Origin of the sequence: Novipirellula caenicola, from assembly GCF_039545035.1 — a bacterium.
GTDB lineage: Bacteria > Planctomycetota > Planctomycetia > Pirellulales > Pirellulaceae > Novipirellula > Novipirellula caenicola.
This window is the reverse complement of record NZ_BAABRO010000008.1, coordinates 272,237-295,809: the sequence shown is the minus strand read 5'-3', so window position 1 is coordinate 295,809 and position 23,573 is coordinate 272,237. Positions and strand designations below refer to the sequence as shown.

Genomic DNA, 23,573 nt, shown 5'->3' with positions numbered 1-23,573 from the left:
TATCCAAAATATCCAAACTTCATCCGATGCGAACTTATCTTCAATTGCTCGACGAAGTCTTGAATCATGGCCTCGACCGTGACGACCGCACCGGGGTCGGGACACGCGGCTTGTTTGGTCGCCAAATGCGATTTGACTTGAGCGAAGGCTTCCCGCTGCTGACGACCAAAAAACTGCATATGCATTCGATTTTGCACGAATTGCTGTGGTTTTTGCGTGGTGACACCAATATCAGCTATCTCCGCGAAAACGGGGTCAGCATCTGGGACGAATGGGCTGACGAAGACGGAAACCTAGGTCCGGTGTACGGCCAACAATGGCGATCATGGGAAGGCGGCAACGGTGAAACGATCGACCAAATCGCCTGGGTCACCAACGAGATCCGCGAGAACCCTCAATCCCGTCGCTTGATCGTTTCGGCCTGGAATGCTCATCAAATCGACAAAATGGCGTTGCCCCCCTGTCATCTGCTGTTCCAGTTCTATGTCGCCGGCGGAAAACTTTCGTGCCAGCTTTACCAACGCAGTGCCGACTTGTTTCTCGGTGTTCCCTTTAATATCGCCAGCTACGCATTACTAACGATGATGATGGCGAGGGTCACCGGGTTGGAACCGGGCGATTTCATCCACACGCTCGGCGACGTGCATCTTTACCGCAACCATTTTGACCAAGCGAGCGAGCAGCTGACCCGGCATCCGAAACCGCTACCGAAGATGCAGATCCAATCCACCCCGGATTCGATCGACGGATTCAAGTTCGAAGATTTCCAGCTCACCGACTACGATCCTCATCCTCGCATCAAAGCGCCGATTGCCGTATGAACGCAGCCGGTGAAATGTCTCGCGACGGTGCCCGGGCCGAGGATTCCGTTGCCCAATCGCGATTGATTGCCTTGGTGGCGATGACCCCCACCGGGGTGATCGGCAAGGATGGCGACATGCCGTGGCGATTGCGAAGCGATCTGATGCGGTTTAAAAAGCTGACGATGGGGGGGACGCTGATCATGGGTCGGCGGACGTACGATTCGATCGGCCGTCCGCTGCCGGGCCGCCGCACGATCGTGATCACTCGCAATGCGGATTGGCAATGTGAAGGAGTGAGCCGAGCGGAAAATCCGGAACAAGCGGTCCAGATGGCCCGACAGACGACAACTTCGCAATCGGCTGCGATCACGTCGCAGGAAAGTTCCACCGGCTTGGACACTTCCTCGCAGAACCGCGGAATCTATGTGGTGGGCGGTGCCGAAATTTACCGACAATTGCTACCATGTTGCGACGAAGTTTGGCTAACTCGAGTGTGGTCCTCGGTTTGCGGAGACACGATTCTGTCGATCGAGCTGTCCAAATTCCGCCAAATCGAGCAAACCCGCATCATCGCCTCTTCGAAAAATAGCGTCCCAACGGAGTTCATCCGCATGGTTCGTGAAAATTCTTAGAAAAATCATCCCACGTCCCCATTGAGCAAAAAGGGGGCCAGACGGTATAGTCCGGGATTCTTGGCCGATGCATCGTGCACATTCACTCAATGTGTCCCCACGTTCGTCGTATTTTTGCCGTCCCTCTGATCGATACTTGCAGGAGTTCCGTTATGCCCCGTCTGATGGGCGTCGATGTGCCAAACGACAAGCAAATCCAATATTCGCTGACCTATTTGTATGGGATCGGTTTGCATACGGCCCGCGAGGTATGCGAAAAGCTTGGGATTGAGCCGACACGAAATGCAAACGACTTGGCCGAAGATGAGCTGAGCCGCATCACCGCACTACTTGAGCGTGAATACACGGTCGAAGGTCCACTTCGCCGTCAAGTCACACAAAATATCAACCGCCTTCGCGAAGTCCGCTGCTATCGTGGCATCCGTCATCGCGTCAGTTTGCCAGTCCGTGGCCAGCGAACCAAAACGAACGCTCGCACACGTAAAGGCCCTCGCAAGACGGTTGCGGGCAAGAAGGGCGTCAAGGACTTGCGTTAATCGCGGTCCCGTGGCTGATGAAACGCAGAAAGTCTTCGTTTCACGTCTGCCCCCCAAACCCCATTGTCACCTTACTGAACCTCACCCAATTTCACTGATAGAGACTTTGCAGTGGCAAAGACCAACAAAAAGAAGCGAGTTCGTCGCAACGTCACCAGCGGCATTGCCCATATCCACGCAACGTTCAACAACACCACCGTCACAATCACCGATCCCAAAGGTGACACATTGTGCTGGGCGAGTGCCGGAACCAGTGGTTTCAAGGGAAGCCGTAAGAGCACCCCGTTTGCCGGCCAATGCGCCGCACAACAAGCTGCTGAAAAGGCAACCAAGTTCGGCATGCGTGACGTCGAAGTCCGCGTGAAGGGTCCTGGTTCAGGCCGCGAAAGTGCAATCACTTCGCTGCAAGCCGCTGGATTGAACGTCAAGTTGATCGAAGAAGTCACTCCGATCCCTCACAACGGTTGCCGACCACGCAAGAAACGACGCGTGTAATCAATCATGGCGTCCCGATTTCGAGGACGCCCCCATTTGTCTGCGTTGCAGCGCAGGGCCGTGATCGCCCAAATCAGTGGTCGATCACCGTGCCCCAGCGTGATTGCAACGGACCTCACTCCCACACCCCCACATACATATTGAGGCTTTATGACGATGCACATTCGATGGCGTGGCATGGAACTTCCAAGCTCGCTCGAAGTCGATCGCGATACCCTCACATCGACGTACGGCAAGTTTTCGGCAGAACCATTTGAGCGTGGCTTTGGTGCAAGCGTTGGCAATAGTTTGCGTCGCGTACTGCTAAGTAGCTTGATGGGCAGTGCGGTCACCCAAATCAAAATTCGCGGTGCTCAACACGAATTCACCACCATTCCTGGCGTGATGGAAGACGTCACCGAGATCGTGTTGAACGTGAAAAGCTTGGTCGTTCGCAACCACACCGAAGCGACTCGCGTGATCACGGTTGAACGTGACAAGGCGGGCCCGATCACCGGTGCCGACATCCAAACCGATGCCGATGTCGAAATCATCAACAAGAATCACGTCATCGCGACGCTGACCGACGACGTGCCTTTCATGATGGAAATGGTCGTCGAAAACGGTCGTGGCTACGTGCCAAGCACCGAGCACAGCAGCGTTGACCACGAAATCGGCATCATCCCGATCGACGCAGTGTTCAGCCCGATCACGCGTGTCCGTTACGAAGTCGAGGAAACGCGGGTTGGTCAAAAGACCAACTTCGACCGTTTGATCCTCGAAGTTTGGACCGATGGCAGTCTGAACCCTGAATTGGCGTTGGTCGAATCCGCGAAGATCCTTCGCAAACACCTCAACCCATTCGTCCAATACCGCGAACTCGGACCGAGCATTTTCTCGGCCGCACGCGGTGGAACGGGATCGCCCGAGGCACAACTCGAAGCGAAACTGAACATGACGCTAGCCGACCTGCGATTGTCGGTCCGAGCCAACAACTGCTTGGAAAGCGAAAACATCATGACCGTTCGCGATCTGGTTCAACGCACCGAAGATTCGCTGCTTGAAGTCCGCAACTTTGGCGACACCACGCTAAACGAAGTACGCGAGAAACTTTCTCAGTACGGTCTGCATCTTGGCATGCGAGTGCCAAACCAACCTTTGTTCTAAGATGACGCTTGCGTCATCGAAAACCCCTTACAACTTCTATAGAAACTTTTTGACGGATATTCCGCCATGCGACACCGACGACGAGGCCGCGTGCTTGGACGAAGTCCTAGCCACCGCAAGGCGCTGCTGAAGAACTTGGCCAGTGCACTGTTCCTTACTGAACGCGATGCAACCTATGACGACAACGCACCCAAGGTTGCCGGTCGCATCACCACCACGTTGCACAAAGCCAAAGAGGTTCGCCCCTTGGTCGAAAAGTGCATTACGATCGCTAAGAAATCGTTGGCTGCAGCTGAAGAAGCTCGCAAGTACGAAGCTCCAGCGGAACGTGGCACCGAAGAATACAAGAAATGGCGTGCCAGCGACGATTGGGCGAAATGGGCAGCAGCCCGCGCTCCCGTGGTCGCCGCTCAGCGACGCGTGGTGCAGTTGATCGGCGATCGCCAAGCAACTCGCATCCTGTTCGACACGATTGCCCAGCGCTACGCCGATCGTCCCGGGGGATACACACGCATCCTGCGTCTGGCAACGCCTCGATTGGGCGACGCCGGTACCCGTGCGATCCTGGAACTCGTTGGTAAGAACGATCGCGTCAAGCGAAAGGCTGAACGTCCTTCGTTTGAATCCGAAGCTCCGCAACAAGAGCAAGAAACGGTTGCCGCCGGAAGCGACGAGTAATCCAAGAGAGCGAATCCGCCATCGCGGTTCAAAACACTCAAAGCCAATCTGCTTTTTCCAAAAGCAGGTTGGCTTTTTTTATTGCTGTGTGAGTCCAGGCGGAGGAATCCGATCGCAGAAACAGTGCTTTTCGATCGACGGTTTTAAGTTGTTTTCATTGACGCCCCCGCACGTCGGCCTGAGCCGACGGCACTAACCAATGCCGTTAACGTTGGCACAGGATTGGCGTTGCCGAACGCCCCATCTAGCTGTGGCCGCTTTCGCCCGCGTTCGGCTCCAGCACAAATCGGTAGCCTGCATCACGAATCGTCAACAGATGCACGGGCACGGTGCTGTCGGGTTCGATGATCTTTCGCAACCGTGCAATGAACTGATCCACCGCGCGAGTCTGTAGGTTTCCTGACATCCCCCAAACCTCGCTCAGCAACTCGTTGCGACTGATCACGCGGTTGGGGTTCTCAACGAAGTACCGCAGCAACCGCAGTTCTTTCGGAGTCATCCGGACCGCTTTGCCGGAAGCTTGAACCTCGTGGGTTTCAAAATTGACGTCAAGCGAACCGAACTGTATCTCGGATACTGCCGTGCGTGCCTTCTTTGGTGCAGGCTTGTTACGCTCGTAGCCCGCGATTTGAAGCAGGTTCTTTATCCGGCTTAGCAGTTCATCCAATTCGAACGGCTTGCTCATGTACTGGTTCGCCCCGACGTCGAAACCGCGAGTCCGATCCTCGGCCAACGTCCGTGCGGACAACATCAAAACGGGGATCATCGACCCCTGTTCGCGAATCGCCTCGCAGACCGAATAGCCGCTCATCCCCGGAAGCATCAAGTCGAGCACGACCAAATCGACCGACGAGGCCCCAGCTTCAATCAAACGCAGGGCGGTCGGGCCGTCTTCGACGAGCGAGACGCGATACCCTTCGGCTTCGAGGTTGTATTTGATCCCAACCCCAAGATGTTTTTCATCTTCGACGACAAGGATGTGTGCGGGCATAACCATTACTTCCTAAATTCATGTCGTGGGGGACGATTCACCGCCACCGTCGCCAGGGCCGGAAACCTGTTCCGATACCAAACCACTAAGGATCACCTGGAACTCAGTCCCCGGTTGATCACTGCGATCGAGAATCCGCACCGACCCTCCCACCGATTTTGTCACGTTGCGAACCAAATGTAGCCCCAACCCCGTTCCCGGCTGGCTGCGTTCTAGCTCGTTGCCCAGCCGAACAAAGCGACCGAACACCTTGCGCTTCTGGTTGGCGGGAATGCCGTTGCCGTTATCGATAATCGAAACAATCACCTGCTGCTCATGAGCGACCCGAGCTCGAACCACGACCGCTCTGGGGTTACCCCCATACTTCACCGCGTTGTCAATCAAATTTCGAAACAGGATCTCGAGCTGGACCGGCCGGCTACGCAACGTGATACGAGGACATTCGACCATGATCGTGTCGTCTGGGACCCGATACCGCAAGCAGGCTGCCGAACTGCACTGCAGCAGCAATTGATCCAACCGGACATCCTCCTTTTCGCTCGGCTCGGTCCCGCGTTCGATACGGGCGGCATCGAGCAAGTGATTGATCAACGAATCGAGTCGCTCGACGTCCTCGAGCATGAACCGATGAAAATCCAGCTGCTGTTCTTCGCCGACGTTCCGGCGAGTCAGCGTCTGCAGGTACAGCTTCAGCGAGGCGATTGGGCTCTTCAGCTCATGAGTCACCGAGTCGATGAAATTGGATTGCCGACGATTCAAGTTCACCGCCTTGATCGTCAATGTTAGGTAGGCGATCGAGCCGGCAAGCATCCCCGCCAACAAGATCACTCCGGTAGCCAGAATCACCCAGAACACAGGCTTCGACGCCTGGCCTCCCTGTGCGCTCAGCCAGCTGGCAATGATCCACACCGCCGCCAACACGACGACGATCACGATCATCACGACTCCCAGTGTGATGGGAGCGGTCAGAGAACGACGTTCAAACATGCTGGAGGCCATAGGGAGTAATGCAGCATACCTAGGAAAGTAAAAAAACCGGTTGCAACGCACCAACCACTCTAAAGAGTTATCCAGCGGCAACTAGGCTGTAAAGAAAATCGGCTTGGGAAAAAAAAAGAGGGCGAACTTCGCGGATCTCCGCTGAGTTTAAAAAAAACAGGCGTTCTGGCAGTGACGCTACAACTCGGAGCCGCAATAATATTGAAGTGAGGCGATAAAATCCCGTTTAACGGCATAATCCGGAGCAGGCCGATGGGCGCTGATACGCGAACACGACGTTTTTCAGAGCGAACGATCCGACAGGTTCGGTTGGATTGTAACCGTGCCATGACACGAGCACGATTCTGTCCCGAGCAAAGTGACGTTGTCCAGTTGCGATGCGTCGATGAATCGCTCGAATCGGAACATTCCTTTGGCAACCAGTTGTGGTATTTCGAGGGAGTTGGCGTCGACATCGATCAGCGTCGCTGCAGCGTATTTGGCGTGGTCGAGTACTCCGTTCAATTCGGACTGCATGAATTGGTCGACGATGGCGTGTTTGATTCCGAGCAACAGCGTGAACGATTTCGCCATATCTACGAACGCGAAGTCCACCCTCCGTCGTGGCGGCAACCCGCACATCGCTGGCTGGCGATCGGGATGGTCGCCGTGACCTTCACTTGGTTGTCGTATCTTCTACTCCGTATTTTGTCGGTCTAGAGTTTGGACATCACCGACCGCCGCTCTGGGGATCTCGCCGAGACGCCGCTGGCAAGCGAAGAGCATCGCGAATCCATCGATCGATCCTCGCACGGATCCACTCACCACCGGGTGGTGATCGATGTTTCGGATCTTAAAAAGAAATACTCGGCGTGGTCGTTTCGCGGTCGCAACGTGGTCGAGGCGCTGCGAGGAGCGAGTCTGCAGGTTCACGCGGGCGAGGTGTTTGGGTTACTCGGTCCCAACGGCGCTGGCAAAACCACGCTGATTAAAATCCTGCTCGGTGTCATTCGCAGCAGCTCTGGATCTGCATCGCTGTTTGGTGAACCGGCTGGCAGTATCGCAGCGAGAATGCGAGTCGGCTATTTGCCAGAATCATTGCGAGTCGACCGCCATCATTCGGCGCGGTCCGCGCTTCGCTACTACGCGAGGATGAGCCGGATGTCGGGCGCCGAGATCAACCGCCGCAGCGACGAACTGCTCGAACTCGTCGGGCTGCGAGGACGCGACCGAGAATCGGTTCGCCAATTCAGCAAGGGCATGTACCAGCGTCTCGGATTGGCCCAAGCGTTGATGCATGATCCCGATCTGCTGGTCCTGGATGAGCCCACCGATGGACTTGATCCGGTCGGTCGCAACGAAGTTCGCAAGGTCATCGATCGATTGCGAGAATCAGGGAAAACGATTTTCTTGAATAGCCATATCTTGCAAGAAGTCGAGCTGATCTGCTCGCGAGTTGCGATCATGTCGCACGGCAAGATTTGCGTTGCAGGCCGGATCGACGAATTGACTCAGTTTGATCGTTTCGAAGAGGTCGCATTCGAGGTCGCGATGCCCGTCGAGGGCTCCGCCGCCCAGGCCCCTACCGAGTGGCTGCGAGAGAACTTTCCTGCGATCCAATTTGCCGGCGTCCCACATCCTAACTTCACGCATCCTGATGTCACGCATGCCGCTGCCAACCACGAGGTGCCTCATACGCTGCCGCTGGAATTCACGCTGCCGCTGTCATCACAAACCGAGGTCGATGAAGTGGTGGATGCGTTGCGACGTCACCATTTTTCGCTCCGTGGGCTAAAGTTAAAACGCGAGTCCTTTGAAGAGACGTTTATGCGAGAAGTCTCGAGATCGAAGGAGTCATCGTGAGACGCTTGTGGCCTTACATCGCGATCATTCGCGACTCGTTTCACGCCGCGTTATCGTCACGGATTTTATGGGTGGCGTTTATCGCGATTTGGGTGCTCCTAGGTGCACTCGCACCGATTGGCTACCGCGAAGATTTCACCACCACCTTTCGTGATCGCGATATCGACAATGGCGGCAGACTCAAAGCGATGTTGGCGGCAGGGATCGCCGATCCGAGTAAAGCAAACACACCGGTCGGCAAAATCGCAAATGCGCTGCCCGACGATGTCAAACGCGAATTGCGTAAAGTCGGTCAAGGCGAAGACGTACGGTTCTACTTTACCACGCTTGCCGATTCGCTGAATTCCTTGATCGAGGAAGAATCGTGGTACGACGCCGAAGTGTGGAAGTCGACCGCCCGGTTGCGAGAGCTTCGCGAGCTCGACGAACTTGGTCCCGACGAAATCGACGAAACGCTGCGCAAACGCCGAGCCCGACTGCGGATCGAAGCGGCGATTCCGGGCGTGTTTGAATCACGTTCGGCACGTTCGATCATGCTGACGTACATGGGGATGGATTTCCCTGCGCGATTTGCTGTCGATAAAACTCAATTCCTGATTTTGCTGAACCAGATTGTCGTGCCGACCATCATCAACTGGCTGCTCGGATTCATCCTGGTGTTTCTCGGCATCCTTGTCACGGCGTCGATCATTCCCGACATGCTGCAGCCCGGTTCGCTGCACCTGCTGCTCAGCAAACCCGTCTCGCGATGGCTGCTGTTGTTGAGCAAATTTGTTGGCGGATGCGCGTTTGTGTTTCTGTGCGTGATTCAACTGATCGTCGGACTGTACTTGATCGCGGGACTGCGGCTGGATGTTTGGAACGCCCGTCTGCTGCTTTGCATCCCTGTGTCCGTGTTTGTGTTCGCCGTGTTCTACAGCGTCTCGACACTGGCAGGACTCCGCTTCCGGTCGCCCATTTTGGCAATCGGAATCACGTGCATGTTCGGCGCCTACTTGGTCGTCGTCAGCATGATCGGAGGTTTCTTTGATGGCTTTGTCACACGCCCTAGCACGATTCACCAAATGACGATCGCGGGCGATCAAGTGTTCGCCACGACGCGGGGTGAGGGTTTGATGCGGTGGGATGCGAAAACCGATCAGTGGAACGAAATCTATGAATCCGACGCCCTCGGACGCAACCGAGTGCTTTCGCCCGTGGCGATCGATGATTCGACCATCGTGACAGCCGTCGTCCGTGGCGGTCGCTTCAATCCGTTTGGACTTGGTGGCTTTGATCTACTGGTGCTCGACGAAGCGAATCAGTGGCGTGCTCAACCCAGTTTGCGATTGCCCACGGCAACCCAGCAACTCGCGGCTTCCGAGAATGGGGTGTTCGCAATCAATTCGAGCGGGATTGCCGTCACTTCGAAACAACAAGTCCGCGAGGCGATGGGCGAACCGATCGACAACGAATCGGCGGACGAGGATTCCGGTGATTCCGAGTCCGCAAGTGGATCCTCGAGCGAGCGGTCATCGGCTAACCAACCAAACAGCTGGTTGCAAAAGCTCGCCAGTATGATGGGGGCTGCCACCGCAGGGTTCCAAGACATATTGCCGAGCGACGTTCTGCTCACCCCACCACGAAGCGTCGGGATCAACGCCACCGGTGACACCATCGTACTACTCGGTGGCAAACAGCTGTCGCTACTAAGTTCGAACCGATCACCGCAAACATCCGAACCTACCTCCGGCGAAGCATGGCATCTGGTCGCGACTCAAACCGTAGGCGAAGAACTGCCTCGATTCGCTTTTCTTGCGATCAGTGGTAAATCGGTGCTGGTGGCAACCGATGCCGAACAGTTACAGGTTTTCGATCTGGATTCTCTGCAACCAACAGCAACCGTGCCACTACCAGATCGTTTGTCGGTCGTTTCCTCGATCGCGATCGGCGATGAATCGCGTTTCGCCGTGTTGACCAGCGACCAACGTTGCCGACTGTTGATCCAGGAAGCCGATTCAAAACAGTGGACGTTGCGAGATCCGTTGCCGCAAACGGACATCGAGTCGATCGCGATGGACGATCGTTCGTCTACGCTGATGATTGCTCATGATGTGGACCAAGTGGACTTGCTCGATGCCGAGACGTTGAAGCTGCGCCGCACTCTACGCCCCCGGCTTTCCACATGGCGTCAAATCGATCGCTTCGTGATCGGCCCGCTTCGCAGCATCACGCCGCAGACGAGCGAATTGGGTGGCACGATCGCTGCGATCGTCAGCGGCGAATCGTCTTTTGAAATCAACCGCGACGAGGTGGGCCCCGTGGAATTGGTCCGTTACAAGATCTTGGAACCCGTGCTCTCTTGTACGCTGTTTATCGCGGTACTGTTGACGACCAGCTGCGTTTACTTTTCACGTCGCGACTTCTAAACACGGCAGCGTCTAAACACGGCAACTTCTCACGGCGGTGACTGGCCAAAGCGGTTGCCGATGCCATCGGGTTTGTAACGTGCTGCGGTATTTTCTTGCTGCGGATCCCCGCACCGAAACCCGCTTCACAACCGAGTTTGCTGATGAGCCAAAGGATGCTAGCAATATGGATTATGCGGGTTAGCATGATTCACGGTGTGCAGTCGCGTTGGCGTTTTAGAGATAACGCGTCGAGGCATCATCAGGCAGCTAGCTTCGCCAAACGGTGGTGACTCGTAACGTAGGGGCACCATCCACGCTCTGGCGAGCTTGGCTACGAAGAGCAGTTGTGATCCGATCACGGAACGCAAATGCCGAAAACCCGCTGTTTTCCAGTGCTTTATGGTGTTGCGTTGGGCTGCGGGCGACGGTTGAAAACTAGCACCGTAGCTGGCTTCAAATGGCCAATACTGAAAACCGGCAATCCTCACATCGCAGCGATGCATTTTGCTTTGCGGAGTGGTGCGGATAAAAATTTTTCAGAAAACCGTTTGGGCATTGACCAGACGTGTCTGGACCAGCGCGGATACTTAGGGTGTGGCAAGTAAATCGGACGGAGACCCACGGTTTCCCCAACCAAGTCACTGCGAAACCAAACGCAATGCTTGGCAGTCCCGCTTTACACCGGTACGATAAACACGTTCACCTCACGCAGGCGATTGACTAATCCAACGTGCGGGAACTTTCACGGGATTTTTCTGAAAGGGAATAATACAGTGGCTAAGAAAGCAGCAAAATCAGCAGCGACTCGGGGCGCGAAAGTCGATCCTAACTTGAAGGAAATCCTTTCCCGTGAGCCAGGACTGAAAACCACGCTTCAGCAGATCGAAAAGACCTTCGGCGAAGGTTCGATCATGCCTTTGGGAGCGAATCAATCGTTCAAAATCGACGGCATCCCGACAGGCAGTTTGGGACTAGACATGGCCTTGGGTGGCGCCGGGGTGCCACGCGGTCGTATCATCGAGGTGTACGGCCCCGAGTCGAGCGGTAAGACGACTTTGGCGCTACACATCGGTGCCGAAGCACAAAAGCTTGGTGGCATCGCGGCAATCATCGACGCCGAGCATGCATTCGACCCCAGCTGGGCGAAAAAGCTTGGCGTCGAACTCGACACACTGCTGGTCAGCCAACCAAGCAGCGGTGAAGAAGCGATGCAGATTTGCGAAATGCTGGTCAAGAGCAACGCGGTCGATGTGATCATCGTCGACTCGGTAGCAGCGTTGGTTCCGAAGAAAGAACTTGAAGGCGAAATTGGCGATAGCCATGTCGGTCTGCAAGCTCGATTGATGAGCCAGGCGATGCGAAAGTTGACCGGAGCGATTTCCAAGAGCAAGTGTAGTGTGATCTTCATCAACCAGATCCGTGAAAAGGTCGGCGTGATGTTTGGCAGTCCGGAAACCACGCCTGGTGGTCGAGCCCTGAAGTTCTACGCATCGTGCCGTATCGATGTACGTCGAATCGGAGCGTTGAAGGATGGTGAAGAACAGGTCGGCCAACGAGTCAAGGCAAAGATCGTCAAGAACAAGGTAGCCCCACCGTTCCGTGTCGCCGAGTTCGACATGATGCACAGCAACGGGATCAGCTACGAAGGCGACTTGTTGGATCTCGGTACGACTCACAACATCGTCAACCGCAGCGGTGCTTGGTTCAAATACGGTGAAACGTATTTGGGTCAAGGCAAAGAGAAGGCACGTAACTTCTTGATCGAAAACAAGGACGTTGCAGACGAGATCAAGCAGCAAGTCCTTGCTGCCGGAGGCTACGCTGCCCCCGTCGAAGAACTCGACGAAACCGCGGACGAAGAGGAAGTCGCGAACGTCAACAACAGCTAGTTCGATTCAGCTGATTCGAAACAACCAACGAACAGGGCACGGTTTGCTGTGCCCTGTTTTTTTGTGGAATAAAGAAAAGTCCTCGGATGAAAGTCCGAGACGATCGAAAATGGTTGCTCTGGGAGAGCAAATAACGCGACTTCGAACCTTATCCTTCGCGGCTTCAGTCCGCTTTGCCCTTGGCTTCCATCTTGCCCCACGTGTCACGCAGCGAAACGATGCGGTTGAACACACTTTTCTGTGGCGTGGTGTCAGGGTCGACGACGAAGTAGCCCAGTCGCTCGAATTGAATGCGATCGCCCACCTTGGCTTCCGCCAACGCCGGCTCGAGATAGCCCGTGATCACCTTGAGCGAATCGGGGTTCAGGTAATCAAGAAACGTCTTGCCTTCTTCGGGATCACCGGGGTTTTCGACGGTGAACAAGCGGTCGTACAAACGGACTTCGGCCTCGACCGCATGCTCGGCGCTGACCCAGTGAATCGTTCCTTTGACTTTGCGGCCGGAGGAATCCGATCCACTTTTGGTTTCCGGGTCATAGGTGCAAAGGATCTCGATCACGTTACCCGCATCGTCTTTGACCACATCGTGGCAATCGACGATGTAGCCGGCCCGCAGACGCACGGCGCCACCTTTCTTCAAACGAAAGAACTTGCGGGGGGCTTCTTCGCGGAAATCGTCTTGTTCAATCCACAGACTTCCCGAGAACGGGATTTCGCGTTTGCCCGCCGAAGGGTCTTCGGGATTATTGATCGCCTCGGTCATTTCGACCTTGCCCTCAGGCCAATTGGTGATAGTCAACTTGACCGGATCCAGCACGGCCATTCGCCGCAGCGCAACCGCATTGAGATGTTCACGAACGGCGTTTTCAAGCCGAATGACGTCAATCGTGCTGTTGAATTTCGCGACCCCTGCATCCGCACAGAAGTTGCGAATCGATTCGGGCGTGTAACCTCGTCGGCGGTACCCCGAGATCGTCGGCATCCGCGGATCATCCCAACCGTTGACGTAGCCCTCTTTGACCATTCGCAGCATGTAGCGTTTGCCCATCAACAACGTGCTGAGTTTCAGCTTGGCGAACTCAATTTGGCGTGGGTGATGGATGCCGAGCTTTTCACAGTACCAATCGTACAGCGGACGATGATTTTCGAATTCGAGCGTACAGATTGAAAAGGAAATCCCTTCGATCGAATCGCTTTGCCCGTGCGTCCAGTCGTACGTGGGATAGATGCACCACGCGTCCCCAGTGCGATGATGTGTCGCTCGCAGAATGCGATACATCACGGGGTCGCGCAGATTGATATTTGGCGACGCCATATCGATTTTGGCGCGCAACACACGTGAGCCATCGGGGAATTCTCCGGCACGCATCCGCCGAAACAGATCCAGGTTCTCTTCGGCCGTACGGTCGCGGAAGGGACTGTTTTTGCCGGGTTCGGTCAAGGTCCCCCGGTACTCGCGAATCTGGTCGGCGGTCAAATCACACACGTACGCGTGACCTTCGCCGATCAGCTTTTCAGCCCATTGGTACAGTTGGTCAAAGTAATCGCTGGCGTAGTGCAGGCTGTCCCACTGGAACCCCAACCAACGAATGTCTTCTTGGATCGATTCGACGTACTCGGTTTCTTCTTTAGTCGGATTGGTATCGTCAAACCGCAGATTGCAGGTGCCGCCGTATTCCTTGGCCAAACCAAAGTTTAAACAGATGCTTTTAGCATGCCCGATATGCAGATAGCCGTTGGGCTCAGGCGGGAATCGCGTGAACACGCCTGAAAAACGCCCCGCCGCCAAATCGGCCTCAATTGCCTGTTGAATAAAGTGCTTGCTTTCGCGCTTCGCTTCTTGCTCGCTCATAATCGCTTTGACTAAGTAGATAGATGAATGGAAAGGGCAACGTCGCAACTCGCGAAAGTCACCAAAGCTTTCGGACTTCGCTAGATCGCAGGGCTGGCTTCGGGCTCGGCACCGACGGCTTCGCTCGACGCCGCGTCCGCAGCGTCTTCGGCATCGGCGGTTTGCAGCGAGCGAATGAAGTTGATCAGATGCCAAACATCCTGCTCTTCGAATTGGCCTTCGACGAACGTTGCTGCGGGCATGGGGCTGCCATCAATCCCTTGGGTGATTCGGCGGTACAGATCGCTTGAATCCGAGCCTCCGTGGAACAATCCTTCGGCAAAGTTTCGAGGCACCGCATTGATGGGCGGAAGGGCTCCGCGGGCAAGCAGTGGGATCAACGCCTCGCGGTCCTCGGGTTTGATTCCGATCCGTGCGGTCCAGTCTTTGGTCCATTCGTCATAGTCGGTGGTTTGGCCGTTACCGAGGCCTTTCTCACCATGACATTTGCTGCACGACGCCACTTTGCCAAGGAACAATTCGCGGCCTCGCTCGACCGATTTTGCCAACGCATCGGCTTGGTCGCCCTGGCTCAGCTCGACGAATTCTTTGCGTGAATTGGCAACCGGAATGTCGCTCGGCGGCTCAGGGACTTCGACGACTTCGTCTTCCGCTTCAAGCCACGATTCGGCGACGCCCATCGCGATCTCTTCCGAGATTTCCCATTGCTCTTCGTACAGTTCCTGCTCTTCTTCGTCGGGACTGTTCGCAAATTCGGGATTGATGATGCGTTCGCCCCCTTCGAAATCGACACCTTCCATCACGGCATCGTCGATCAAAGCTCGCTCGGTTTCACCACGCCACGACAGATAGATCACGTAGTCGGTCAGCGCTTGCACATCTTCTTCGGTCAGTTCAGGAATCTTCACCATCGCGGTGCCGGGGATTCCATTGCGAATCGAACGAGCGATGTCTTCACGCGTCGGTTTGTAACTAAGCGGGGTCGATTTGAACTTGAACACGCCCATGCGGTAGTCGCGTGGATACGGGTTCAAGATCGCCGCCGTGGTACCGCGGCCGTTGCCGGTCACGCCATGGCACAGCGCACAATGTTTGCGGTACAAGCCACGGCCTTCGGCATCGGCGGGGCCCGAGGCACGCACGAGCCGTTCGAGGTCCAACAGATCGGCAAAATCCTCTTCCTCGGCCACGAAGTCCGGCAGCTTAGGCTCGTCCGGCGTACCGAACATTTTTGTCACGACCCACATCGAGTCTTTGGACGCTTGATCCATCGAGACGTTGTCTTTGATTTGGTACTTCATCGCGTGGACAAAGTTCGGCTCGAACGTCACCGGTCTCTCTTCGCGTTTGCAGCCTACGGCGAATACGCAAACCGCCACGCATACCGCAATCGCGACAGGAGATGAAAAACGGAAACGTTGCATGGCTAACACTCGCAATGGAACAAAAAAGGGTGACGAAATATCCATCGTACAGTTTACCCGAAATGGCTCGGATTCTGCATGGGCACAGATTGTCGCGGTTTTGCGGGGCAAACAGCCGTGTGCGGCTGCGGAACCGGCATTTCGCCTTTCCGCGTTGCACTATTTTTGTTTTCCTGGCACATCCCAACCCGACGCGTCAGCGAGGGACCGTGTCAGGATAAAGATTCCCTCGCTTACGCTTCGGGTTGTGAAGAACGCCGCAACATCAAGCGTTACGCTTGGACCACCTTGTCGATTCGTGCCAACACTCGCTCTTTACCGATCACCGCCAGTGTTTCAAACATGCCAAATCCAGCTGCAGTCCCTGTGGTCGCCACACGCAAGGCATGAATGATGTTGCCTAGCTTGATCCCTTCCGCCTCGCAAAATCCTTTGACCACCGATTCGATCGATTCGATCGTCCATGGATCGGCATCGGCAAAGTTCGCTCGCAATTTTTTGAGCAAATCTTTCGCTGCTGGATCGCCATCGATTCGTTTGGAATAGGCTTTGGCATCGACCGCAAACTCATCAAGGAAGCAGTAGTCAAAATCAAGGATGTCGCCGGCGATCTTCAACCGGTCTCCAGCACCTTCCACGACTTCGCTTAGCTTCGCCTCGGACCCTGCTTCACTGAGTAATCCTGCTCGCTCGGCGAACGGTTTGACTCGCGTGATCCGTTCTTCGAGCGGCAATGCGGCAAATGCGTCCCCTTGAAACGACAGCAACTTTTGCGGGTCAAATGATGCCGGCGCCTTCGTCACTCGCTCGAGCGAAAACAATTCGGTCATTTCGGGAACCGTAAATTTTTCACGCTCACCATCGAGCGACCACCCCAACAGCAGCAAGTAGTTCAAGATCGCTTCGACCGTGAAACCAATTTCACGATAAAAGTCGATGATCACGGGATTGAACGTGTCGGCTTCGGTTTGAATCCCACAGCGGTCGGCGATCCGACGTCCCCGGGCAAGCAGTTCCGCAAAATCCTTGTTCTTCTCGTACTTAGCAAGTTTCCGCTTGCTAAGTTTGGCATGCCCGCCTGGTTCGGCAACGTACGGCAGGTGGGCATAGGCGGGGCGTTGGTAACCGAGCGATTCAAGGATAAAGATCTGACGCGGTGTGTTCGACAGATGCTCTTCCGAACGAATCACGTGGGTGATCTCGTAGTCGTGGTCATCCACCACGCTGGCCAAGTGATACAAACAACTGCCATCGGCACGTTGAATCACATGGTCTTGCTCCGCCCCCCAAGCGACTCGCACTTCGCCGCGTACCAAGTCCGAGATCACGCATTCGCCTTCGCGAGGCATCTTCAAACGCACGACGGCGGTGCGTCCCTCGGCTTCAAACGCCGCCGCGGCAGCATCGTCTTCGGCCATCCAGCGGCGGTCGTAGATGAACTGCTTGCCCGCTTTTTGTGCTTCCTCTCGCAACGCCGCAAACTCTTCGGGGCGTGAGTAATCGCGATAGGCATGACCGCTTTCCAATAGCGACTTGGCGGCCGCCACATGACGATCGGCACGTTGCGATTGGAAATAGGGTTCATGAGGGCCGCCCACTTCAGGCCCCTCGTCCCATGTCATTCCCAGCCACCGGAAACCATCCAAAATAGGCTGGATCGCCTCGTTCACGTTCCGCCCGGCGTCGGTGTCATCGATGCGAAGGATGAATTGACCGCCCATTTTTCGCGCGACCAACCAATTAAAAAGAGCGGTGCGCACACCACCAATGTGAAGGTAACCGGTCGGGCTAGGAGCAAATCGTGTTCGAATCATGGATCGGATCGAGCAGGGGAGTGGGAAACGGAGAAAAATCGCGAAGGGCGAACAAGCTCTGGGAGAAGATACCCGAAGAAGGGGTTCGGGTCATAGAAGCCCACCGCCGCGACTCGGGCAAATCCGTGTCACCATCGTGCCAAGCAGGCGTTCGATGGTTTTGGGAAACGGTAGGGACCTCAGCGCCGAGCGGCCCGAAAGTCTTGGCGACTTTCGCTACGAGTAGTTGTCGGCGTTCGCTACGAGAACGGGCGAGCTTCTAGGCGGCACGGCCTTGGCGTTTGAGCTGCTTGCGAAGCTTGCGACGTTCCGTTTTGCTGAGCGAATCCCAGTCAATCGAATCGGGATCTTGCCAATCTTGATCGTCTGCGGCGTTGTCGGCATCGGCGTCATTGTCGCTGAGGTCATCATGATCGCCGTCGGTGTCGTCGTCGGCGGCTTGCTCCTTTTTCTTGGCCCCACGACTCAACCAACCGCCAAGTCCTCGTTTCTTAGCGGGCGGATCACTCTCGTTGGTTGGCGGATCGTCGGCCTCGGCCGCCGCGCTGTCGGCGGATTCGTCGTCTGGATCAGATTCCGACTTTTTGCGACGTCCTAATCCGAATGAAAATCGCCCTCGTTTCTTCGGCGGCGCGTCGCTGGCGGCATCCTCGTCGGCCGGATCACTCGCCGAATTCACGTCCTGTTGCTCCGATTCGTCTTCGTCTAATTCGTCTTGGTCCGACGTCTCGGCTTTTGCCGCTCTGAGTCCTAACCATCGACGCTTCCGGCAAGGCTTGGGATCGACGTTGGCCTCGTCATCTGCGACCGCGGGCTCTTCGAGATCGTCGCCCTCATCGTCGTTCGTGTCATCGACGTTGGCGGTGTTTTTCTTGCTACGACGCAGCGACCACCACCGACGTTTGCCGCGATCCGAGGTGGAGGATTCCGAGGCCGCCGAATCCTCGTCCTGATCCGACTCGGTATCCTCGGTGGTGCGTGCCCGCTGAGGTTTCGGCTGTGATTTGCTTGGGGGTGCTGCCTTGGGTTTGGCCGCGGGCTTCGTCGCCGCAGCGGATTTCGACTCGGCTTCGCCCGAATGCTCACCCTCGTCGTCCGTGTGCCGCAGGCGAGTCAAATACCGCACCTTCCACTCTTGGAATCGCTCGGCCAGCGAGTCGTTTTCATCAAGATTGCGGACTTGGCGATACAACAGTCGCAAATAACCGCCGAGCGAGATGAACAAGGTCGTGTACGCCAACAGCGGTGCGGTCGTTACGAGCGACCATTTGCCGATCGAATCAACCGCAAAGATATTCCACTTTGCGGCCACCGGAATGGCGATCAACGTCCACGCGACGATCATTGTCGTCAACGCCCAACGCGATCGACGCACTTCGGCGGTCAAACGCAGCGCCAACACGGCGCCGCCGATCGTGATCACAATGGAAAGCCAATCGCTGCCGGACAACGCCACGCGTTCGCCGATGGCCAAATCGAGCAACGCGCCTGCCCAATCAACGAGCGAAACGAGCGAATTGATGCTGGCGATGAACATCGCGATCAACACCAGACGCCATAAACGGTATTGCCCGGTGTAGTCGTCCACTCGATAGCGACGAACCTGATAAATCAACAGCGACGCTCCGGCGGATCCCGCCAACAAGACGCAGATGACCCAGCGTCCAAGGCTGTCGGGACGATCAAGTCGTAGCGGCCGAGCAATCTCGGGATGGTTGACGATCGAAGGCCATGCGACCGATGCATAATGAGCCGCGGACAGTAGCACCGCGATGCCCCACAGCACCGCAGCCACACTCGTCAACGTTCGTCGTTTAACGGGAACGAGCGAGAACCAACGTCCGCGAAGACGCCGATGCACACGGGCGGCATAGGTTGCGGTTGGCCGCCGCGCCTCGCGCCACTGTTCGGCGGTACGACGACTCGCCGCCGTGGATGAAGTCAGGTCGGCTTGCTGAGTCGAATAAAGAACTCGCCGCCGACGGTCGATCGTGCGCCGCGCGTGGGTCATGCAACCTTGGCCATGATGTTTTCGTGGAAGAGTTTCCGCCGCGGCGAGCGTAGGAAATTGCGGCATCCAAAGTCAATGCGACCCACCAATCGAGCGATCAATCTTCATTAGCTAGCATTCGCTCGAGCGGCGAACGTCACTGTGTCGGACGCAGCTTAAAGCAACACCCCCAACAGCGCCGCGATCACGACGGCCAAACCAGCCGCGAACTTGCCCAGCGTGCCAAAGGTGCGGCCCCAAAAGGCGGCGTGACCGACATTCCAACTTTCTCGCCATGATCGCCCGTCGGTCCATTCGCCGTAGATCGCCCCGGCGGTGGCCCCGACGCCACCGAACAGGATCGCGGCCAAGATCGGGCCGACCACGGGAACCGGGATCCCGACAAACGCGCCGATCAGGGCTCCGACCATCGAACCGACCACCGCCAACACCGTCGATCGGCGACTCGCTCCCGCTTTTTGAGCCCCCATCGCGCCGGCAGCAAACTCGATGATTTCCCCCAGCAATGCGAACAAAAACGCGGCGGTAAGCGTGGCAGCCCCGATCGCAATTCGGCCCTCGCTGGGGCCTAACCACGCGTACAGTGCCATCGCGGCGACGGAGATCCAATTCCCAGGCAGCGTGATCAGGTTCAATCCCCAGGCCACGATGCAGAAAACCACCAGCAGAATCGCTGCGAAAACGGCTCCGGTCGGTCCGAGCCAACCGAACCAACGCTCGGTATCAATCGACAGTAAAAAAATAGGTGTCAGTGAATCGGCGACGAGCATCAAGGTGGATAAAACCGTTTGTGAGCGAGAAATTGTGAGCGAGAAAAATCGCGAAAAATCACGCTTTTGACCGTGAATCTTCGATGAAATTGCGATGAACCCCTGCGGCAATTTGATGGCGATGAATCGCCCAGACCCTACAATGATGGGAAAGAAATGCTGCCGAAGCCCTGCGAACCCCAATTCCGACTTTCCGTGTCGCAGAAAGCGTAGCTTATCCCCGTACAAGCTTGTAGTGAATGCAAAGCCAGTCCATTAAACTGATGAAAACAATTCCGCTAGGTTTTTCCGCGAAAAGCTTGATGGAATGAATTCGTCCCACGAAGTGCCTTTTTAGCGAGACAACGGAAGGATCGAATTGCTTATGTCGCAAAGTGTTCTCGACACGAATGTGTTAGTGCTGAATCGTTTCTACATGGCGATCCGCGTGGTCAACGTACGACGGACCTTCACGTTGTTGTACCGCGAATGTGCGGAAGTGATCTGCCATGACGACGATCAATACGTCAGCTACGACTTCGAAAGCTGGTGCGAGCTCAGCCAGATTACCTCTTTAGAAAAACAACCTGGTGAAGACTACATCCGAGCAGTGGGTTTTGAACTACGAGTCCCTCGGATTGTTCGTCTGACACGGTTTGACCGCATGCCGGTACAGACGGTGCGATTCAACCGCCGCAATCTGTTCGCCCGCGACGAGAACCAGTGTCAATATTGCGGCCGGAAAGAACCGACCAACAAGCTGAGTTTGGACCACGTCATTCCACGCTCGCATGGCGGGCCGACGACGTGGGAGAACATCGTTTGCTGCTGTTTGAAATGCAACAGCCGCAAAGGGGGACGGACACCACAGCAAGCACGCATGCAATTGCTGAATCGCCCAGTCAAACCGCGTTTCAATCCGATGTTGGCGCAATCGATGGAAGACCCTCGCTACGAATGCTGGAAAACGTTTCTGCCGGCGGTGAGCTGAGCGGATAGCCGTTGATCCGAGGCGAGTTCGCGGGATCGATTCCATCTCGCATTGACACAAAAAAACCCTTCGTGAGCTGTCTCACGAAGGGTTTTTCAATTTCGTACTTTTTCAATTTTGTACGTTGGATCGCTGCATCGCCGCCGTCGCAAGTGTAGCAAGACGCCTCACTGATGAGTCGTCATACATAGCAAGTCGACTTACTTGTCGGCGAGCGGTTCTTTCTTTTCCGTGATGACATCGCACTCATCCGACTCGGCACGCTCGGCGTTCAGTTCGATGTAGCTCTTCCATTCCTCGGGGACATTGTCTTCGTGGAAGATCGCTTCGACGGGACATTCCGGAACGCACGCTTCACAGTCGATGCATTCTTCGGGGTGGATATACAACATTTGATCGCCCTCGTAGAAGCACTCTACTGGACAAACAACAACACAATCGGTGTATTTGCACCCTGAGCATGGTTCGCAAACAACATGTGTCATGGTAGATGACCTTTCTTTGAAGCAATTTCGCGTACGATCGCCACGCACCCTCCGCGTGCCGATCCGTCTTCGGTGTTTATCGACCGGACACCCCAGTCGCTCCAGTTTAACCGACTCCATTGTGCCCAGTTTGCTACTCGCTGGCGAGCGGGCATTTTGATTTCCACTGGAATCCAGCATTCGGATGACCGTTTGAAAGTCATCCCATGCCACGCCTGAACGCTGTCGTAGACGCGATTCTGCGATGTTTTTCGCCAGACTAATCGCTGCCAGCTTGCGTTTTTTGATGCGGATGACAAGCTGTGAGCAGATTTCCGTTTTGTGGCGTCTTTCCGGCCCCCGTCGTTTCGCAGGATGCTTTTCCCGATGACGTCGTCCCCCGTGACCCCAAAAGCGGTCTCGAGGATAAAATTGAGCTCCCAACGATAAAAAAGGGGGCTTAACGACCAAGGTCGGCCCCGACGATAAAAAGGCGGCCGGCAAAAGGGCCCATGCCCGACCGATCCTCCATTGTTTGCGATTCCATTTCCATTCAGGACCAATCACGCGTGACCTATTCCGATACCCCTGTCCCGCTTCGCTTAAAACCGTCACGCCAATTCCCCTTTCTGGCTCGCCATCCATGGGTCCACGCTCATGCGTTGGCGGAAACGGGGCACAATTTAAAATCGGGGCAGGTCGTCGATCTGCTTGATTTCGACGGAAATTGGGTCGCGCGTGGCGTCGTCAATCCAGGCAGCCGGTTGCGTGTCCGGCTGTACGCTTTTGATGCCAACATCGAAATCGGCGAGCAGCATTGGAGGTCGCGAATCGACGCCGCGATCGCTCGTCGGCGATTGACCGGCCCGGTGGACCCGCAGGCGGGCGAACGAATCGTGTTCAGTGAATCCGACCTGCTCAGCGGTCTGATCGTCGACCGCTACGCCGATTGTTTGGGAGTGCAATTCACCGCCGGAGCATTGTTGCGTTGGCAGCAGCCCATCCTCGAGCACCTCAAATCGGCGTTGTCGGCGCGAGCGATCATGGTCCGCGTGGACGAAAAAACCGCCAAACACGAAGGCATCGAGCCTCAAAACGAGTGGTTCGAAGGGGTCGAGCAACAAGAACCAGTACTCTATAGCGAGAACGGGCTGCAATTGGCGGTCGATTTGCATGCCGGGCAAAAAACCGGAGGCTATCTCGACCAACGTCTCAATCACCTTGCGGCCGCCCAATATCTGAAAGGCCGCAGTGTGTTGGATGTCTGTTGCTACAACGGCGGGTTTGGGTTGGTCGCCCTGAAACAGGGCGCCAAATCGGTGCTGGGCATCGATTCGAGCCAAGCGGCACTCGACCAGGCACAAAAGGCGGTTACCCGCAACGGGCTGGATCAGGACTCGGAAAATGGTGACTCGGGCTCTAGAATCAGCTTTACTCAGGGCGATTGTTTTGACGAACTGAAACGGCTTGCCGACGAAGGGCATCGCTTTGACGCTGTGATACTCGATCCCCCTCGTTTTGCGGGCAGTCGACATCAAGTCGACACCGCACTCCGCGCCTATCGGCGGCTCAATTCACTCGCCGTAGACCTGCTGTCCCCCGGAGGAATTCTGGTCACATGCAGCTGTAGCGGGCGTGTTTCTCGGTCCGAATTTCTCAATATGCTACTGGATGTCGGACGACGAAAACGCCGCGATTTGATCGTCCTGGAAAACCGCGGGCCAGCCCCGGACCACCCTTGTGCTATTTCGTGTCCGGAAAGCGATTATTTAAAATGTATAATTGCAGAGGTTCAGTAGAAATCTCGCGTATAGAGATAGCTGGCTCACTTTCACGGACAATGAATCCGCCGTTTGAAGGGAATTGT

Annotated in this window: 20 protein-coding genes; 12 read left to right on the top strand and 8 right to left on the bottom strand. The window is 55.8% G+C overall.

All coding sequences use genetic code 11. The annotated features are described in order from the left end of the window. Positions 1–26 precede the first annotated feature (26 nt). The 6 genes from ABEA92_RS17300 (at position 27) to ABEA92_RS17275 (ending at position 4,290) form a co-directional block, all read left to right on the top strand. On the top strand, positions 27–821 hold the full coding sequence (locus ABEA92_RS17300; RefSeq protein ID WP_345685086.1) for a thymidylate synthase: 795 nt from the start codon (positions 27–29) through the stop codon (positions 819–821). Continuing rightward, the gene (locus ABEA92_RS17295; protein WP_345685085.1) at positions 818–1,435 is read left to right on the top strand and encodes a dihydrofolate reductase; all 618 of its coding nucleotides are present in this window, start codon (positions 818–820) and stop codon (positions 1,433–1,435) included. The genes ABEA92_RS17300 and ABEA92_RS17295 overlap by 4 nt, the downstream gene beginning before the upstream one ends. Before the next feature lie 164 nt (positions 1,436–1,599). After that, on the top strand, positions 1,600–1,971 hold the full coding sequence (gene rpsM / locus ABEA92_RS17290; protein WP_425571333.1) for a 30S ribosomal protein S13: 372 nt from the start codon (positions 1,600–1,602) through the stop codon (positions 1,969–1,971). A gap of 111 nt (positions 1,972–2,082) precedes the next feature. Beyond that, complete coding sequence (gene rpsK / locus ABEA92_RS17285; protein ID WP_008696448.1) at positions 2,083–2,466, top strand: 30S ribosomal protein S11; 384 nt, start codon at positions 2,083–2,085, stop codon at positions 2,464–2,466. 150 nt (positions 2,467–2,616) lie between these two features. Further along, positions 2,617–3,612 (top strand): DNA-directed RNA polymerase subunit alpha, encoded by a 996-nt coding sequence (locus tag ABEA92_RS17280; RefSeq protein ID WP_345685084.1) that lies wholly within the window; start codon positions 2,617–2,619, stop codon positions 3,610–3,612. Between the two features lie 66 nt (positions 3,613–3,678). Further along, positions 3,679–4,290, top strand: a complete 612-nt coding sequence (locus ABEA92_RS17275; RefSeq protein ID WP_345685083.1) for a bL17 family ribosomal protein — start codon at positions 3,679–3,681, stop codon at positions 4,288–4,290. A 244-nt stretch (positions 4,291–4,534) separates the two neighbouring features. On the opposite strand, the gene ABEA92_RS17270 is transcribed toward ABEA92_RS17275, so the two are convergent. Further along, on the bottom strand, positions 4,535–5,281 hold the full coding sequence (locus ABEA92_RS17270; RefSeq protein ID WP_345685082.1) for a response regulator transcription factor: 747 nt from the start codon (positions 5,279–5,281) through the stop codon (positions 4,535–4,537). Positions 5,282–5,299: 18 nt separating this feature from the next. Then, complete coding sequence (locus ABEA92_RS17265) at positions 5,300–6,268, bottom strand: sensor histidine kinase (protein WP_345685081.1); 969 nt, start codon at positions 6,266–6,268, stop codon at positions 5,300–5,302. Between the two features lie 339 nt (positions 6,269–6,607). Between ABEA92_RS17265 and ABEA92_RS17260 the strand changes: the two genes are divergently transcribed. From ABEA92_RS17260 to recA, 4 genes are all read left to right on the top strand, one after another. Then, positions 6,608–6,979, top strand: coding sequence for a hypothetical protein (locus ABEA92_RS17260; protein ID WP_345685080.1), 372 nt, complete (start codon positions 6,608–6,610; stop codon positions 6,977–6,979). Positions 6,980–6,982: 3 nt separating this feature from the next. Beyond that, a complete protein-coding gene (locus ABEA92_RS17255) occupies positions 6,983–8,122 on the top strand; it encodes an ABC transporter ATP-binding protein (RefSeq protein ID WP_345685079.1) in 1,140 nt (379 codons plus the stop codon). Beyond that, a complete protein-coding gene (locus tag ABEA92_RS17250) occupies positions 8,119–10,530 on the top strand; it encodes an ABC transporter permease (protein WP_345685078.1) in 2,412 nt (803 codons plus the stop codon). The genes ABEA92_RS17255 and ABEA92_RS17250 overlap by 4 nt, the downstream gene beginning before the upstream one ends. Before the next feature lie 755 nt (positions 10,531–11,285). Beyond that, the gene (gene recA / locus ABEA92_RS17245; protein WP_425572454.1) at positions 11,286–12,401 is read left to right on the top strand and encodes a recombinase RecA; all 1,116 of its coding nucleotides are present in this window, start codon (positions 11,286–11,288) and stop codon (positions 12,399–12,401) included. Positions 12,402–12,564: 163 nt separating this feature from the next. Here the strand turns inward: recA and ABEA92_RS17240 are convergent, their stop codons facing one another. The 5 genes from ABEA92_RS17240 to ABEA92_RS17220 form a co-directional block, all read right to left on the bottom strand. Then, the gene (locus tag ABEA92_RS17240; protein ID WP_345685077.1) at positions 12,565–14,253 is read right to left on the bottom strand and encodes a glutamine--tRNA ligase/YqeY domain fusion protein; all 1,689 of its coding nucleotides are present in this window, start codon (positions 14,251–14,253) and stop codon (positions 12,565–12,567) included. Positions 14,254–14,333: 80 nt separating this feature from the next. After that, positions 14,334–15,677, bottom strand: a complete 1,344-nt coding sequence (locus ABEA92_RS17235) for a cytochrome c (RefSeq protein WP_345685076.1) — start codon at positions 15,675–15,677, stop codon at positions 14,334–14,336. 272 nt (positions 15,678–15,949) lie between these two features. Further along, the gene (gene gltX, locus ABEA92_RS17230) at positions 15,950–17,491 is read right to left on the bottom strand and encodes a glutamate--tRNA ligase (protein WP_345685075.1); all 1,542 of its coding nucleotides are present in this window, start codon (positions 17,489–17,491) and stop codon (positions 15,950–15,952) included. 259 nt (positions 17,492–17,750) lie between these two features. Then, positions 17,751–19,568: a hypothetical protein gene (locus tag ABEA92_RS17225; protein WP_345685074.1), complete on the bottom strand. Its 1,818-nt coding sequence runs from the start codon at positions 19,566–19,568 to the stop codon at positions 17,751–17,753. 89 nt (positions 19,569–19,657) lie between these two features. After that, a complete protein-coding gene (locus tag ABEA92_RS17220; RefSeq protein WP_345685111.1) occupies positions 19,658–20,272 on the bottom strand; it encodes a DUF456 family protein in 615 nt (204 codons plus the stop codon). Between the two features lie 364 nt (positions 20,273–20,636). On the opposite strand from ABEA92_RS17220, the gene ABEA92_RS17215 reads away from it, so the two are divergent. Next, entirely contained in the window at positions 20,637–21,242 is a 606-nt protein-coding gene (locus tag ABEA92_RS17215; RefSeq protein WP_345685073.1) for an HNH endonuclease, read from the top strand. Positions 21,243–21,442: 200 nt separating this feature from the next. On the opposite strand, the gene ABEA92_RS17210 is transcribed toward ABEA92_RS17215, so the two are convergent. Beyond that, entirely contained in the window at positions 21,443–21,727 is a 285-nt protein-coding gene (locus ABEA92_RS17210; RefSeq protein ID WP_040766172.1) for a ferredoxin family protein, read from the bottom strand. A gap of 491 nt (positions 21,728–22,218) precedes the next feature. Between ABEA92_RS17210 and ABEA92_RS17205 the strand changes: the two genes are divergently transcribed. Further along, a complete protein-coding gene (locus ABEA92_RS17205) occupies positions 22,219–23,505 on the top strand; it encodes a class I SAM-dependent rRNA methyltransferase (RefSeq protein ID WP_345685072.1) in 1,287 nt (428 codons plus the stop codon). Positions 23,506–23,573 lie beyond the last annotated feature (68 nt).